The following is a 16,715-nucleotide window of genomic DNA, read 5'->3' as shown; positions in this document are numbered from 1 at the left end:
GCCTGGAATGATACGCAATCGGCGCGATTGCGCAATCTTGACAGCGCAAATGGACTGTGCGTTGACAACGGCGTCAGCGGGGCGGCAGCAGCGGGCTGGCGGGCGTCGGTGGCGGCGGGCGCTGCGGCGTGACGGATTTGCCAAAGGCATTGCCCATGCGGTGTTCCAGCGCGGCGCGGTTGTACAGGCCCAGCTGGTTCGATGGCCGCTGCAGATTCGTTTCCGCCGTCGACAGGGCGGGCGGTGGCCGCCTGGCAAGGTCGCCCGCGGGCAGCAATTTTTCATTCAGGCAAGACATCGATTGCACCCGCTGGCCCGCGCTGTCGACGGCCGTGCAGCCGCCCTGCGCGCCCTCCGTTTTCGCGGGCGTGACGATGACGACGTTCTCGCCCGCCTGCGCGGGCAGGGCGGCGCAAGCGCATAACAAAACAGTCCAGGACAGGCGCGCCATGCTGGCTCCCGCAGCGGTGAAAGGAGTCGCCAGCATAGCAGGCGCATGTGTCGCGGCGATGACACACGCCGGCCGGGAGGCTGTCCGCATGTCATGCAGTTGTCATTTTGTGAAGCTACTATCTTGCCATTCTGCAGGCAACATTGCAGACAAGACATTTCCTATGCAGGCTCTCGTTGATTTCCCTGGAAAATGACACGACCCCACCGCCGCACCGCAACGGGCAATGCCCTGGCCCTGTCCGCCTGCTTGCTGATGACATTGATGACCTTTGTGCGTCCGGCCGCCGGCGCGGATGCGGGGGAGGCCGGTGCACAAGCGAGCGTGCGTTTCGACTTGCCCGCGCAGCCGCTCGACGCGGCCCTGGTGGTGTTCGGCGAAATGACCGGCTATTCCGTGCTGGTCAGCAGCCAGCTGGCGGCGGGTCGCATGGCCGCGCCCGTGCGGGGCGAGTACACGCCGGCCGAAGCGCTGCAACGCTTGCTGGTGGGCACGCAGCTGGGCGCGCGTTTCAGCGGCAGCAAGGCGTTTACCTTGCTGGCGCTGGCGGGTGAAGCGTCAGCGCCGGCACCAGCCGCCGCGCCTGGCGAACCTGTCGCCGCCGCGCCCGCGCTGCAGGCCTACGCGGCTGTGTTGCAGCGTTCGCTCACGCGCGCCCTGTGCCGCTTGCATCCGGACGCGTTCGGCCGCTACCGGCTGGCCTTCCAGCTGTGGCTCGATGAACGGGGCAAGGTGCGCGACGTGCACGTGCTCGAACCGAGCGGCGTGGCGCAGCGCGACCACGCCGTGCTTGCGCGCCTGCGCAGCCTGCTGATGGATGGCGCGCCGCCCGCAGGCCTGCCGCAGCCGCTGACGATTTTATTGACGCCGCGGCCCGACCCGGGCGCCGATTGCGCGCCATATCTGGCCCTGGCCGGGGCGCCCTGAGCATGCCGGAATTGCTCAAATCCACCCTGCGCAAGCTGTTCCTGGAACGCTATGGACAGTTTCGCCGCCATCTGCAGCGGCGCCTGGGGTCGGAAGACCTGGCGAATGACGCGCTGCATGAAACCTATCTGCGCGTGGAAAAAATGAACGCGCCCGAAGCCATCAGCTATCCGTCCGCCTACCTGATGCGCATCGCCATCAATATCGCGGAAGACCAGCGGCGCGACAATGCGCGCCTGCTCAGCCTGCCCGATATCGACGACCTGTACGAGATGGCCGACGAGCTGGCCGACCCGGCCCGCACCTACAGCGCGCGTGCCGAGCTCGAGGAGCTGGAACGGGCCTTGCAGGAGCTGCCGAAACGCCGGCGCGCCATCGTCATCGCCGCCCGCGTGGACTTGCTGCCGCACCGCGACATCGCCGAGCGCTTCGGCATTTCCGCCCGCACGGTGGAGAAGGAATTACGCGCCGGCCTCGAACATTGCTGCGAGCGCATGGGCCGCGATTTCATCCAGCGCTTCGGTCCCGGCGCGGGAAAAACGTCTAAACATCATGATTGAACAAGCGGAAGACGACATGGGTGTCATCCAGAAGGAAGCGCAGGCGTGGGTCGTGCGCCTGGCCTCGGGCCAGGTCAGCGAGCGCGATGCGCAAGTGTTTCGCCACTGGTGCGCGCGCAGCCGCGCGCATGCGACGGCGTTTGCCGAGGCGCGCGCCGTGTGGGGCGCGATGGCGCCGGCCGCGCGCGCCGTCAAGCGGGCGCAGCAGCCCGTGAACGTGGCGCGGCGCGCCTGGCTGGGCGGCGCCGTGGCCGCCTCGCTGGGCTTGCTGGTGCTGCGGCCGCCCACGGACCTGTGGCCGGCCGTGGCCGGTCTTGCCGCCGACTACGCCACCGGCACGGGCGAGCAGCGCGAAGTGGCGCTCGACGGCGGCGTGCTGGTGCAGATGAATACGCAGACGCGCTTCGACGCGGCGCCCGTGCAGGATGGCACGGCGGCGCTGGTGCTGCTGGCCGGCGAGGCGGAATTCCAGGCCGGCCTGCGCGGCGCGGCGCGCCTGCGCGTGCAGGCGGGCGACGGCAGCGTCTCGGCCGGCAGCGCGCGCTTCAATATTCGCCTGTTCGGCCAGGAAGTGTGCGTGACGTGCCTGGCGGGACGCCTGCGCGTGGTGCAGAACGGCAACGATGCGGAACTGGCGGCCGGCGAGCAGCTGCGCTACCGCCCCGCGCATTTCGGCATCACGCGCGCCGTGCGGGCGGGCGAGGTCAGCGCCTGGCGCCAGCGCCTGCTGGTGTTCAAGCAAAGCACCCTCTCTGACGTGGTGGCGGAGGTGAACCGCTACCGTCCCGGCAAGCTCATCTTGAACAACGAGGTGCTGGGCAAGACCCGCGTGCAGGCCAGCTTTTCACTCGACCGCCTCGATGATGTGATCGCCCTGATCCAGGACGCGTATGGCGCGCGCGTGACGCGGCTGCCCGGCGGCATCGTGCTGTTCGGCTAGCCATGTCGCTGGCGGCGCAGTGCCCCCGATTATGACATTTTCATGACCTTTTGCAGTCCCGGCCCTTGTCCGCTGTCAATGCTGCTGGAAGCCGCGAATCAGTGCCTGCCGCCCGCCCCCGTGCGTGGCGCGCGCCGCCTCGCGATATCGGTCAGCAACGGAACATGAAAAGGGAATGTCGCCATGCAGCGAAGCAAGTCGGTCACGAAACACGCATCCTCCTCCGCCATGGCGGGCAGTCAGTCCGGGCGCCCGGTGCGCCTGAAACCGCTGGCGCTGGCCATCGCCATGCTGCTGCAGGCGGGCGGCGCGCAGGCGCAGCAGCCGTTCAGCGGCGCCTGGTTCGCGGGCAAGGGCGCCAACCAGGGCGCGGCCGCCACCACGGGACGCTTGCCGAATGGCCAGCCGGCAGCCTTGCTGACCAATCCGCAAGCGCAGCAGCAACAGGCCGAGGGCAAGCTGCAGCAATCGCTGAACAATCTCTTGCTGGCGGCGCGCGGCATCGCCGCCGAACAGGCGGTGCAGGCGGCCGCGCGCCAGGCCGCGCTGGCGGCGGGCGGCGCCCCCGATGGCCTGGTCAAGGGCGGCTTGCAGGTGGACACGAACAGCCTCACGGCGGGCTGGCTCAACGCCCAGGGCCCCGTGCAGACCCAGGCCGACGGCAAGACCGTCGTGAAGGTCGTGCAGACGGACGAGAAGGCGATCCTGAACTGGGAAAGCTTTAATATCGGCAAGAACACCACCTTGCAGTTTGACCAGAAATCGAACTGGGCGGTCTTGAACCGCGTGAATGATCCGCTGGCGCGCCCCAGCCAGATCCAGGGCCAGATCAAGGGCGACGGCACGGTGATGATCGTCAACCGCAACGGCATCGTGTTTACGGGCAGCAGCCAGGTCGACACGCGCAACCTGGCGGCCGCCGCCATGGGCATGAGCGACAGCCAGTTCAAGAGCGGCCTGTATGGAAAAGCGCAGGGCACGGGCGCCGTGCCGACCTTCACGAATGACTTGCTGCCGGGCCAGAATACCTACACGCATGGCAAGGCCGAGGCGGACGTCGTCGTCGCCGCCGGCGCGCGCATCGACACGCGCAAGCCGCAAACGGTGACGGAAGGCGGCGGTTACGTGCTGCTGGCCGGCCGCGGCGTCGAGAACGCGGGCACCATCACCACGCCGAATGGCCAGACCACCCTGGCCGCCGGCGACGCCATCGTCGTGCGTCCGGGCCAGGGCACGGACAAGAACCCCTACTCGAGCACGCGCGGCAATGAAGTCGACATGCTGCGCGTGGCAGGCAGCAGCGCCGGCAGCATCGTCAACAGCGGCCTGATCCAGGCGGCCGGCGGCGACATCACGCTCAGTGGCAACACGCTGCGCCAGGACGGCATGCTGCTGTCGAGCACCAGCGTCAATGGCCGCGGCGCCATCCACCTGTCGGCGGCGGGCGCGGACGCCAGCGTTACCATGGGACGCGGCAGCGTCAGTGCCATTTTTATCGACGACAACGGCGCCACGGCGCTGGACGTGCAGCGCGACACCTTGCTGAAGGATGCGGGCAAGGGCACGGACACGCCGCTGGACCGGCGCGACCAGTCGCTGGTGCGCATCGTCTCGGCCGGCAACGTCGAGTTCGAAGGCGATTCGCTGACCCTGGCCACGGGCGGCCAGGTGATGGTCGACGCGGCGCGCCGCAGCCATGTGGCGCGCGACGCCGCCATCGACGTCTCCGGCGCCGTGGGCGTGAAAGTCGACATGAGCAGCAATAACGTGCTGATCAATGTGCAGGGCAATGAGCAGCGCGACGCGCCGGGCAGCCGCGACGCCAAATACCTGAACAACAGCGACGTGTGGGTCGACCGCCGCGACCTGGTGCTGGTGCCGGCCGGCACCAACGGCTATGCCACCGACCGCTGGTACACGGCGGGCGGCTTGCTGGAAGTGAGCGGCTACCTCAATACCAGCGGCCACGGCATCGGCGAATGGGCGGCGCAGGGCGGCACCGTGGCCTTTGGCGGTGGCGAACTGGTGACGCAGGCTGGTTCGCGCATCAACATCGCCGGCGGCTCGCTGGACGTGCAGACGGGCATGGTGAAGCAGACGTGGCTGAAAGGCGCCGATGGCGCGATGGTCAAGCTGAGCACCGCGCCCGGCGACAATCTGTACACGGGCCTGTTCCGCGGCTACGAAAGCACGCATGCGCGCTGGGGCGCGAACACGACGGAAACGTTTGCCAATGCCCTGATCGCCCCCGGCGAACGCCTGGAAAATGGCTACACGGTGGGCCGCGACGCGGGCCGCGTGATCGTCTCCACGGCCGCCGCCGTGCTCGAGGGCGATATCGATACCTCCGTGTTCCAGGGCGAACGCCAGCAGCGCAAGCGCGACGAGGGCGTGGATGGCTACAAGCAGGCGCAAACGTCGGCGGCACGCGCCGGACAGCTGATCGTCGGCAACATGACGCCCGTCTTCGATACCAAGACAGGCCAGATGCGCGACAACCCGCAAGCCGTGTTGAACAAGGTGCAAATCGGCAAGGTGGCCGGCGTCGCCGATGGCCAGTTGCTGGCCGACGCCTTGCCGGCGGAGCGCCGCGACACCCTGCGGCTCGACGCCGACTGGCTCAACGGGCTGGAGCTGGGCGCCCTGAAAATCTATGCCTACGACAGCCTGAGCGTCGACGCCGGCCTGCGCGTGGCCGATGGCGGCGATATCGCCCTGCACGCCACCGACGTGGCCATCAAGGCCAACGTGAGCGCGCGCGGCGGCAGCATCGCCGCCGGCGACATCATCTCGCGCCACCTGGCGAATGCGGGCGCGGTATGGGTCGACGGCAAGCTGGTGCCGGACAACCGTCCCACGGGAACGGCCGGCGTGCGCGTGGCGCCCGGCGTGCGCCTCGATGCGCGCGGCGTGTGGAGCAACCTGGAACTCGATCCGGGCGCGGTCGCCGGCCTGCCGTATGTGAATGGCGGCAAGGTCACGCTGAAAAGCTCGGGCGGCATCGACCTGACGGGCGGCAGCGTCATCGACGTCTCGTCCGGCGCGGCCCTGATGAACAATGGCAGCCTGCAGGGCGGGCGCGGCGGCGACATCACCCTGGCCGTCGATCTGCCGACGGAGAAAGCGCCGACGGGCGCCATGCTCAAGCTCGACGGCGAATTGCGCGGCCATGGCGTGAAGGGCGGCGGACGCCTGATCATCGACAGCGGTACGGCCGTCAGCGTGGGCGGCAAGCTGTTCGACGGCGACGTGTTGCCGGCGGGAAGCAGCGCCCCGGTGGGCCTGCGCCTGGCCGATGAATTCCTGATCGCCAAGGGCGAGAAGATCCCCCTGGATTTCGCGCTGACCACCAGCGTGATCAAGCCGGGCCAGGCCTTGAGCAAACCCGTGACGGTGGATGTGTCGGTGCAGAAGCCGCTGGTCCTGGGAGCCGACCTGCTGTTGCCGCCAGGCGCGCACGTCGTCATCGATAACAAGACGTATGTCTGGGCTGGTTCCACCGTTCCAGCCGGCAGCGTGCTGACGGTCATCAATGGCTTGAATCCCGGTTTCGTGGTCTCGGCGGCGGTCTTTCCGAACGGCTTGCCGATCCAGCCGGTCACGACGCAGTATGCGGCGGGCAGCATCGCCACCGACGACCTGCGCGCGCCGCGCGGCATGCTGCTGCCGGCCGGCACGGTGCTGGGGCGCGACGCGACCGTCAAGCCGCTGCTGGCGCTGGACGCCAGCCTGTTCCAGAGTGGTTTTGCCGACTACGCCATCACGGGCCGCGATGGCGTGGTGGTGGCCAAGAATGCGCAGATCGACGTCACCATGCCCGTGCTGCGTTTCAATCCCGCCACCGGCCGCACGGTGGCGGGCGGCACCGATCCGGGTGCCGCGCTGGAACTGTGGACACCGGAGCTGTACCAGGAAGATGCGCGCAAGGCCCGTCTGACGCAGCGCGCCGGCGCCGACCTGTCGCTGACGGCCGGCAGCCCGCACGTGAAGGGCGCGCTGGTGGTGCAGGAGGGCGCCGTCATCCAGGTCGATCCGGGCCGCCAGATCAGCATGACGGGCAATGCGCAGATCACCATCGATGGCAAGCTCGCTGCCTCGGGCGGCAAGATCGCCATCCTGCCAGGCACGTTTGGCACGGGCAATGAAGTGGACGTGCCGAACGGCAAGGGACAAGCCACGTCGATCTGGATCGGCGACAAGGCCGTGCTCGATGTCGCCGGCCGCGCCACCATCGCCACCGACATGCGGGGCGGGCGCTATGGCCGCGCGGACCAGGGCGGCAGCATCGAAATCGGCGCCCGCTACAAGGCTGATGCCGCCAGCGTCGACGCGGCCGATGCCTTCGTCGTCGTGCGTCCTGGCGCGCTGCTCGACGCCAGCGGCGCGCAAGCCACGCTGGACTTGCCGAACCAGGGCACCGTCAACGTGGCCGGCAACGGCGGTTTGATCGCTCTCAGTTCGTACAACGGCATCTTTGCCGACGGCACCCTGCGCGCCGCGGCCGGTGGCGCCGGTGCGGCCGGCGGCACGCTGGCGCTGGCGCTGGACACGCCCAATTATGGCAAGGTCAACCGCTACAACTTGCAAGGCGACAACGTGGACAACGCGGTGCGCGTGCCGCGCGAAATGCAGCTGGCGCAGGTGCAGGGCGAGAGCGCCTTGCCCGACGACTTGCGCGCCGGCCAGCAGGATGCGGCGCTGCGCTACGGCAGCGCGCGCCTGGGCGCCGACCGCGTGCAGGCGGGCGGCTTCGACAACCTGGCCCTGCACGTGAACGGCATGCTCAGTTTTGACGGCGACGTCAACCTGTCGCTGGGCCAGAGCCTGCGCCTGAGCGCCACCTCGCTGGGCCTGGCGCAGCAGCCTGTGCCCGATGGCCAGGACAAGGCGGACAGCCTTGCCAGCCAGGTACACCTGGCGGCGCCGTACGTGCGCCTGGGAACGGCGTCGCGCGTGCAGAAGGACGACTACATTGTGCCGAATGCCGTGAAAGGCTCGAAGAACCTGGGCAAGGGGCGCGGCATGCTGGGCGTGCCCCTGGTGGCCGAGGATTCCCTGCTGCAGATCGATGCGGGCATGCTCGATATCGCGGGCGAGGTCAACATGGGCACGCGCGGCACCATCGCGCAGAGCAGCGGCGCCGACCTGGTGGTCGAACGCGACGCCTTCGAACAGCTGACCCTGAACAGCCGCGGCGACATGCGCCTGTCGAACAGCGCCGCCCTGTACCAGCCCGGCAATGCCACCCTGGTGGCCGCGCAGATCTACCCGGCCACGGGCGACAGCGGCATGGTCACGGTGGGCCAGAAGAGCGGCATCGACGAGTATGGCAATATCCGCGTCACGCTCGATCCGCTGCGCACGCTCAATATCGGACGCAGCGGCGACGGCGCCATGCCGAACCAGCCGTTCTCCGTGTTCGGCACCCTGAGCCTGGTTGCGCCCACCATCAACCAGCATGGCGTGCTGCGCGCGCCGCTGGGCCAGATCAACCTGGGCGCCGAAGGCTTCGAAGCCAATACGGGCCGCGTCAACCTGTTGCCGGGCAGCCTGACGTCCGTCAGCGCGACAGGCTTGACGATGCCGTACGGCGGCACGCTCGATGGCTTGAGCTACCTGTATGACGGCAACGATGTCGTCTTCAAGGGCGTGGGCAATGGCCCGGAGATCGCCTTGACGGGCGCCGCCATCGACGTGCAACAAGGCGCCGTGCTCGACATGTCGGGCGGCGGCACCTTGACGGGCGCGGCCTTCCTGGCCGGACGCGGCGGCTCCACCGACGCGCGCCTCACTCCGTTGGTGCAGATGAAGCCGAACGGCGGTTTTACCCTGCCCGGCCTGAATACCAATCCCGTGTACGCCATCATTCCCGGCGTGCAGCCGGACGTGGCGCCTTTGACGGCCGAGCAAGGCGCGGGCAAGCCCGCCGTGGGACGCCAGATCACCATAGCCGCGGGCGTGCCCGGCCTGGCGGCCGGCACCTACACCTTGCTGCCTTCGAATTTCGCCCTGCTGCCCGGTGCCTTCCGCGTGGAACTGAATGGCCTGGCCGGCGCCGTCGAGACGGGCGGCACGATCGCCATGCGCAATGGCTCGTTTGCCACGGCGGCGCAGACGGGCATCGCCGGCACGGCGATCCGCGACGCGGTGGCGCAGCAAGCCATCCTGACGCCGGCCGACGTGCTGCGTACCTACTCGCAATACAATGAAACGGGCTATGCCGCCTTTGCCGTGGCGCAGGCCACGCGCGACGGCGTGCCACGCGCCGCGCTCGAGCGCGATGCCAAGGGCGTGCGAGTGCAGCTGATCGCCCCGTCCGTGCACAGCGTCATGGACAACCACACGCCATTGATGATGGATGGCAGCGCCCTGTATGCGCCGGCCGCAGGGGGCTTCGGCGGCTCCCTGCTGCTGGGCACGGGCAACCATGCGTCGACCCGCTACGAAGTGCTGGCCGACGGCACGGCGCCGCTGGCAGATTTCAATGGCGTGTCCGTGCATGCGTCGCAGATCAACGCCTTTGGCGCCCAGCGCGTGGGCATCGGCGGCTTGCCGCGCGTGACCTACAGCGCCTTTGGCACGGGCAGCAACCAGCGCGCCAATATCGCCGCCATCAACGAATCGGCGGGCGGCATCGTGCTGCGCGACGGCGCCGTGCTGAAGGCGGCCGAAGTGTTTCTGGTGACGGCGAGAAAAGACGACGGCATCGTCCTCGAGCAGGGCTCCGGCATCAATACGCTGGGCCGCGGCAAGGCCGCCTGGGATTCCCGCGACGGCTATGTGTACGAGCCCATGGGTAGCGTGCTGGCCGTCTCGAACGGCTGGCTGGACATGCTGCCGGCCGCGCCGCCGTCGTCCGAATCGTATGGCCCCGGCATCATCGATATCGGCGCCTGCAAGAAGGCTGACGGCGCCTGCGGCGGCAGCACCGCGCTGTATTCCGAGGGCACCATCGCCGCCGTGACGGAGCGCGCGTTTACCCTGCGCGACAACGTGCGCTACGGCACGCGCAACCTGGTGCTGGCGATGGGGTCGATCAATGTGGGCAGTGCAGCGTCGCTGGCGGACGCCAGCGCCCGCGGCGCCTTGCCGGACGGCCTGGCGCTGAACCAGGATGTGCTCGACCGCCTGCTGCGCGGCGACACCAGCACGGGCGCACCGGCGCTGGAAAATCTGGGCCTGACGGCGCGCAATTCCTTCAACTTCTATGATGCGTCGCAGCTGTCGACCATCGATGCGGCCACGGGCAAGTCGTCGCTGTCGCGCCTGGTGCTCAATACGCCGGCTATCTACGGCTATGGCGGCACCGACGCGCTGGCGCGCATCCACACGGACACGCTGGTGTGGCAGGGCGCGACGAATGCGCCCGGCGCCGTCGTCGCCAATGGCCCCGGCACGGGCAGCGGCAAGCTGCAGGTCGATGCCAGGCGCATCGAGTTCGGCTTCACGCCGGACAGCCGTCCCGACACCATCCACAATCTGGACCGCCTGGTGCTGGGCTTTGGCCAGGTGGCGCTGAATGCCAGCGAACAGCTGACGGCCAACAACAAGGGCAGCCTGTCCGTGTACCAGTCGCAAAGCGCGTGGGATACGGCCACGAATGGCTATCACTACAGCGGCGGCGATCTGCTGATCAACACGCCGCTGTTGACGGGCGCGGCCGGATCCGTCAATCGCCTCACGGCGGGCGGTGCCGTCAAGGTCAGCGCAGCGGGCGGTGCCGCCGCCACGCCGACGAATGCGGCCCTGGCTGGCGCCCTGGGCGCCGAAGTGGCGCTGAGCGGCAATAGCATCAGCCTGGACACGTCGGTGGTCTTGCCGAGCGGTAAATTGACGCTGTCGGCCGAGCGCGATGTGCTGCTGGGCGACAACGCCAAGCTGGACCTGGCGGGCCGCAAGATCGATTTCTATGACACCAGCAAGTACAGCTGGGGCGGCGACGTGATCCTCGACAGCCGCGAAGGCGACGTGCGCCAGGCCGCCGCTTCCGTGATCGACGTGTCGGCCGTGAACAACCGCGCCGGCAAGCTCAGCGTAATCGCCACGGGCGAGGCGGCCGGTACGGCCGACTTGCGCGGCAGCCTGCTGGGCGGCGCCAGCGGCAGCTATGACGCGGGCGGCACTCAGGTGGCCTACGCGGCGGGCGGCCTGGAGCTGCGCGCCCAGCATGTCGGCGATTTCGCCGGCCTGAACCAGCGCCTGACCACGGGCAAGGTATTCGGCAGCCGCAGCTTCCAGCTCAAGCAGGGCAATCTGGCCATCGGCGACGAGCTCAAGGCGCGCGAGGTGAGCGTTTCCGTCGACGGCGGCAGCCTGACGGTGAACGGCCGCATCGACGCCAGCGGCGAACAGGTGGGCAGCATCCGCCTGGCTGGCCGCGACGGCGTCACCATCCAATCCGGCGCCGTGCTCGACGCGCATGGCACGCTGCTGCGCACGGACAGCTATGGCCAGGTGATCGAGGCGCCGAACCGCGCCGTGATCGAACTGGCGTCGCCTGGCGGCCGCCTGACCCTGGAAGGCGGCGCGCGTTTCGACCTGCGCAGCGGTGACAAGGGCGGCAACTATGGCAGCATCGACCTGAATGCGCGCCGCCTCGGTGGCGCCACGGGCGACGACATCGACATCGACGCGGCCGGCGCGCTGAACATCGCCGGCGCGCGCACGATCAACGTCAATGCCTTCTGGCAATACAAGGATGCCCCGGCCGGCACGGGCAAGGATGCGGACGGCCGCAGCTACCAGGGCATCAACCAGGCTTACCTGGACGAGAAGCACGCCGACAGCCAGGTCTTCATGGCCAAGGCGCTGGCGAACGGTAACTTGATGAATAACAAGCTGCGCGGCTTGCGCGGCGACGCCAACGCTTTCCATTTGCGCCCTGGCGTCGAGATCGTCAGCGCCACGCCGGGCGGCGACCTGCATATCGATGGCGACATCGACCTGTCCGGCCACCGCTACGACGGCGTCAATCCGCTGGCGCGCCTGAGCGGCGTGTACGGTTCGGGCGAGGCCGGTGCGCTGGTGCTGCGCGCCGGCGGCAAGCTCAGCGTCTTTGGCAGCATCACCGATGGTTTCGATACCAGCGTCCTGCCCGTCACGATCGATGACAAGGGCTGGCAGCTGGTGAAAGGCCGGCTGCCGTGGGGCGGCGAGGTCGTCGTGCCGCAAGCGGGCCTGGTGACACTGGCCGAGGACACGTATTTCAAATCGGGCACGAGCGTCAATTTCGCCGTGCCGATGAAAGCCATGGAGTTGCGCAGCGGCACCTTGCTGGCGGCGCGCGCCACCTTGACGGCGGAGTTGAACTTGCCTGCAGGCAGCGTGCTGGGCGGCGCCGTGCGCAATGCCGATGGCAGCGTGCTGTACGCGGCCGGCACGGTCTTGCCGAAGGCGCTGACCTTATCGAGCGGCATGCAGCTCGATGCCGGCCTGCGCCTGCCTGGCGCGGCCCGGGTGGCGGCCATGGTGTGGCCGGCCAACGTGGCCCTGCCTTTCCCGGAAGGCCGGCCGTGGGACGTGGCCGATAGCACGAATGCCGTCAATGGCGTGGTGCTGGCCTCGGCGCTGGCGCTGGACAAGGGCAGCGTGCTGCCCGCCGGCACCGTGGTCAGGCTGCCGGGCGACGTCACCATGGTGTCGCTGCGCAGCGCGGATGGCAGCGGAAGCCAGGGCCGCAACCTGGCGCTGGCGCCCATGCTGGCCCAGGGTTCGCAAGCGTGGTCGCTGCGCCTGGTGGGCGGCGCCGATACGGCGGCGGCCGACACGCGCGCGTTGAAACCGCATGCGAAGGACGCCCATCTGATGCTGGCCGATACGCATTACGGCCTGGACGCGGTGACTTCCATCGTGCCGGGCACGGGTTCGCCGGCCAAATATATCTTCAGCGAAGCGGCTCTCCTCGAAGGATATCCCGAAGGCGAGGTCGATATCGAGATGTACTTTGGTAATGAAGAGACCATGTTGGAGTATGCCGCGTATCTGGTGGTCAAGGTGGCCGACGGCACGCCGCCTGAGAAGGTGACCAGCGTGGAGCCGGCGCGCCAGCCCCTGTTCAGCGTGCTGCGCACGGGCACGGGCGACCTCGATTTGCTCGCCGCGGGCGACTTCGACATGCGTTCGCTGTATGGCGTCTACACGGCGGGCACGCAGTCGGCCTCGCCGCTGGTGGACGGCAAGGATCTGTTCAACCTGCCGCGCGGCCTGAACGCCAAGGGCCAGCTGCTGGGGGCGCTGGGCGAGGACTTTACGCCGTTTGTCGATGGCGGCAGCCAGAGCCTGTACCGCGCCTGGTATCCCGAGCATGGCGGCAACCTGCTGCTGCGCGCCCAGGGCGACGTCAAGGGCGATACGCTGGCGAGCTTCACCCAGCGCCGCGAGGATGCGATCGGCTGGCTGCGCGCGCAGCAGGACACCAGCGACATCGGCACCTGGCTGTGGCGCCAGGGCAGCGGCAGCACGGGCGCGGGGGTGCCGACGGCATGGTGGATCAATTTCGGCACCTATGTCGCGCGTCCCGAAGGCGTCGACCTGTTCTCGGGCTTGCCGGGGCTGTCGGGCTTTACGGGCATCGGCACCCTGGGTGGCGGCAATCTGCTGCTGCAGGCGGGCGGCGACGCCGGCATGCTGGCCTCGCGCGCCGATGCGGGCGGCGAGTTCGCGCCGCGCAGCCAGGGCCTGAACGTGGCCGTGGGCAGCACGGGCAGGGTGACGCCGGACGGCAAGCTCCTGCTGACGGGCGGCGGCGACCTCGATATCCGCATCGGCGGCGGGCTGAACCCCGTGGCCGAGGTGCGCAGTTTCGACAGCAATAGCGACCGGCCGAACCCGAACACGCGTTTCGAACGCCAGCTGCCAAGCCTGAACAGCACGCTCACCAACCTGCGCGGCGCGCTGCGCCTGGAGGCGGGCGCCGTGGGCGGCATCGAATTGCGCTTCGACCGCGCCGATCCGACGGAATCGCGGCCGTACGAAACCTACACGGCGGGCACGGCGATCGCCAGCGGCGGACCGATCCTGGTGCCGGGCGACAGCGGCGTGCGCATCGATGCGCGCGGCGACGTGGTGCTGGGCGGCGTGGCCGATGCGGGCCGCGTGAAGCAACTGGGCTATGGTTCGCCGTTCAGCTACCAGGGCGTGGAGCGCACCGGCGAAGGCTGGAGCTGGTTCTCGCTGTGGACGCCGGCCACGGCCATCGACCTGTTCAGCGCGGGCGGCAACCTGACGCCCACCTCGTCCTGGATCAATGCGACGCCCGGCGACAACCACGCGCCGACGGACGGGCGCTTCGTCATGCCGTCCGTGCTGCGCGCCGTGGCCGCCAGCGGCAGCTTGTACTACGGCAATGCCAGCCTGGGCAGGCTGGGTGGTGATGGCGGCAAGGTGGACATGCCGCAAAACGGCGTGATCCTGGCGCCGTCGCCGGTGGCGCCGCAATTTGTCAGGACCGGCACGGGCCAGCTGGAAATGCTGGCCGCCGACTCCATCCATGCGGCCGGTTATCCGATCACGCCATCGGGCGCCGACCCGCGCATGCTGCCGAATCCGTTCAATCCGGGCTTCGTCGGCGCACTGGACAAGGTCTGGTTCGGCCTGCTGCCGCTGCATAACGTCAGCGCCGATGCGCTGGCGCCGGGGGCATTGAAATGGTTTGGTACGACGTCGAATGGCGCCAGCGATGCCAATCAGCAAGTGTATCCGCTGTTCAGCATGACGCCGCCGACGGTGTCCGACTATGTGCCGGCAAGCCAGTTGCCTGCGCACTTTTATGCCAACAGCGGCGACATCGTCGGCCTGCGCACGGGCGGCATCGTGTACCGGGGCAACCTGAAGGGCGTCAGCGGCGCCCTGGGCCTCTGGTATGAAGGCAGCGGCCCCGTGGCCGTGCGTGCCGGACGCGACATCGTCAATTCCGGCACCCCGCTCGGCAACGTCGAGAGCGTGCCGGACGGCGCGGCGGGATGGACCGGCCAGCCCTTTGCCAACAGTCCCGAGTTGCCGGAAAAGCCGGTCGTCTTCGGCAGCTCGTCGGCGCGCGGCAACCTGTTCGTGCACCGCCATGCCGATGACGTTTCCGTCGTCAGCGCCGGGCGCGACATCCGCTACAGCACCTTCTATGTGGCGGGGCCGGGCCAGCTGAACGTGAGCGCCGGGCGCGACCTGTACATGGCCGACAAGGCGGAATTGCGCAGCCTCGGCTCCATCGTCCATGTCGGCCAGGACAAGCGCGGCGATGGCGCCGGCATCAGCGTGGCCGCCGGCGTGGGCCGCAACGGTCCCGACTATGCGGCCTTCGCGGCGCGCTACCTGGACCCGGCCAAGCTGGCCGACCCAAGCAAGCCGCTGGCCGACCAGGCCGGCAGCGCCGTGTATGTCTATGGCGGCAAGCTGACCCTGGCCGACTGGCTGCGCGGCCAGTTCGCCTACAGCGGCGACGAGGCGGGCGCTGCCGCCTTCCTCGGCACGAAGCAGGCCGAACTGGAAAAGGCCGGCCAGCAAACGGGCGCCGTGCGGCGCGACCTGGCGCGCGAATACGCGCAGGTCAGCCAGTTGCACCTGGTGAACTGGCTGACGACGCGCTTTGGCGGCGACAGCGGCCTGGGCATCCGCTATGACCCGGCCACCGATGCGCGCAGCTTCTTTGCCGCCTTGCCGAAGGAACAGCAGCAGGTGTACCTGAGCAACGTCTACTTTGCCGAGCTGAAGGCGGCCGGACGCGAGTACAACGATCCGGACGGCGTGCGCCGCGGCAGCTACCTGCGCGGCCGTGTAGCCATCGCCACCCTCTTCCCGGCGCAGGACAAGGCGGGCAAGAAGATCGAGTACCAGGGCGACCTGACGATGTTCAGCAGCGCGCTGTACACCGTCAACGGCTACGGCGGCGTGTTCACCAAGCGGCCCGTCGCGGGCGTGCGCTACCTGAGTCCGCAGGAATGGGCCGAGGCGGGCCGTCCCGACTACAACGTGCCTTACGTGACCGTCAACGATGCCGGCATCCACACGGATTTCGGCGGCGACATCGGCATCACCGTGCCGGGCGGCCGCGCGCTGATCGGCGTCGATGGCGGCTATGCGCCGGGCGAAGGCTCGGGCGTGCTGACGCAGGGACAGGGCGACATCCAGATGTATGCGAAAGACAGCATCCTGCTGGGGCAGAGCCGCATCTTTACTACGTTCGGCGGCAACATCCTGGCCTGGTCGGCCACGGGCGACATCAACGCCGGCCGCGGCACCAAGTCCACCGTGGTCTACACGCCGCAGCGCCGCACCTACGACAGCATCGGCCTCGTCAGCCTGTCGCCGAGCACGCCGACGACGGGCGCCGGCATCGCCACGCTGAATCCGATCCCGGAGGTGCCGCCCGGCGACATCGACCTGATCGCCCCGCTGGGCACCATCGATGCGGGCGAGGCGGGTATCCGCGTCTCGGGCAACGTCAACCTGGCGGCGCTGCAGGTGGTGAATGCGGAAAACATCCAGGTGCAGGGCAAGTCGACCGGCATGCCGGCCATCGTTTCCGTCAACGTGGGCGCGCTCAGCAATGCCAGCGCGGCCGCCTCGCAGGCCGTGACGGCGGCGCAGGACGTGCTGCAGCGCGAACGGGCCGCCACGCGCCAGGCGCAGCCATCGCTGTTCACCGTGAAGGTGCTGGGCTTTGGCAACGAGACGGTGGACGAGGGCGGCGCCGGCAAGGGGAGCGATCCGCAGGCGTCGCTGTACCAGCCCGCCGGCGTGGTGCAAGTGCTGGGCGCGGGGCCATTGACGGCGCCCCAGCTGCAGGCGCTGACACCGGGCGAGCGGCGCGGCTTGCAGCCGTGAGCGGAGTTTTATGAACATT

Annotated in this window: 5 protein-coding genes; 4 read left to right on the top strand and 1 reads right to left on the bottom strand. The window is 68.8% G+C overall.

The window, feature by feature from the left end; all coding sequences use genetic code 11:
* Positions 1 to 73: 73 nt before the first annotated feature.
* Positions 74 to 451, bottom strand: a complete 378-nt coding sequence (locus BM193_RS23690) for a hypothetical protein (RefSeq protein ID WP_092832527.1) — start codon at positions 449 to 451, stop codon at positions 74 to 76.
* Positions 452 to 643: 192 nt separating this feature from the next.
* Here BM193_RS23690 and BM193_RS23685 point away from each other — a divergent pair, with 192 nt between their 5' ends.
* From BM193_RS23685 to BM193_RS23670, 4 genes are all read left to right on the top strand, one after another.
* Complete coding sequence (locus tag BM193_RS23685) at positions 644 to 1,378, top strand: secretin and TonB N-terminal domain-containing protein (RefSeq protein WP_092801588.1); 735 nt, start codon at positions 644 to 646, stop codon at positions 1,376 to 1,378.
* Between the two features lie 2 nt (positions 1,379 to 1,380).
* On the top strand, positions 1,381 to 1,938 hold the full coding sequence (locus BM193_RS23680) for an RNA polymerase sigma factor (RefSeq protein WP_092801585.1): 558 nt from the start codon (positions 1,381 to 1,383) through the stop codon (positions 1,936 to 1,938).
* On the top strand, positions 1,931 to 2,878 hold the full coding sequence (locus BM193_RS23675; RefSeq protein WP_092801582.1) for a FecR family protein: 948 nt from the start codon (positions 1,931 to 1,933) through the stop codon (positions 2,876 to 2,878). The genes BM193_RS23680 and BM193_RS23675 overlap by 8 nt, the downstream gene beginning before the upstream one ends.
* A gap of 183 nt (positions 2,879 to 3,061) precedes the next feature.
* Positions 3,062 to 16,696, top strand: coding sequence for a filamentous haemagglutinin family protein (locus BM193_RS23670; protein WP_092801579.1), 13,635 nt, complete (start codon positions 3,062 to 3,064; stop codon positions 16,694 to 16,696).
* Positions 16,697 to 16,715: the final 19 nt, after the last annotated feature.

Origin of the sequence: Janthinobacterium sp. 344 (assembly GCF_900112025.1) — a bacterium.
Lineage (GTDB): Bacteria > Pseudomonadota > Gammaproteobacteria > Burkholderiales > Burkholderiaceae_D > Janthinobacterium.
Note: the sequence above shows the minus strand (reverse complement) of the source record. Positions and strands in the feature narration are given on the sequence as shown.